Here is a 734-nt window from a genome sequence, read left to right on the forward strand (position 1 = left end):
CCGTTCCGGACTGGCCCACGCACACCACCCAGCCGGGTGACGCGCTGCGCGACCTGCGGGACGGCTGGCAGGAGGTGGCGGGGCGTCCCTGGCTGTGGTCGGTGGTGGTGCAGTTCGCCGTCGTCAACGCCGTGGTGGCCGCCGCGGAAGCCGTCTACGGGCCCCAGGTCGCCCAGGAGCACCTCGGCGGTCCCCGGCCGTGGGGGCTGGCCCTCGCCGCGTTCGGGGCGGGCACGGTGGCCGGCGCCGTGCTGATGATGCGCTGGCGGCCCGACAGGCTGCTGCTGACCGGGGCGCTGTGCGTCTTCCCGCTGGCGCTGCCCTCCGCGGCGCTCGCCGTCCCGGTCGGTGCCGGGACGCTGATCGCGGTGATGTTCGCGACCGGAATCACGCTCGAGGTCTTCGCGGTCACCTGGATGACCGCACTGCACCAGGAGATCCCCGAGGAGAAGTTCTCCCGGGTCTCCGCATACGACTGGCTGGGCTCCATCGCGCTGGTCCCGCTGGCGACCGCCCTGGCCGGCCCGGCCGAGCACGTCGCGGGCAGGTCCACGGCACTGTGGGCCTGCTCCGCACTGATCGTGCTGCTCACCGCGGCGGTGCTGCTCGTCCCCGACGTGCGGCGCCTGCGCAGGAGGCCCGCCACCGCCCGGCCTCCGGGCGAGGCGGGGCAACGCGGTCCCCAGGAGCCCGGGACGACGGGTCACGACAGGCTGAAGGAGCCGTCCGGCGGC

At 75.2% G+C, this 734-nt stretch carries 1 protein-coding gene; it reads left to right on the forward strand.

Annotation, left to right across the window (positions count from 1 at the left end; all coding sequences use genetic code 11):
- Positions 1 to 734: MFS transporter (locus ACYVE9_RS29465; RefSeq protein ID WP_461030929.1), on the forward strand; the 734-nt coding region annotated here is incomplete at both ends.

The sequence above is a fragment of the Streptomyces sparsus genome, from assembly GCF_054776295.1.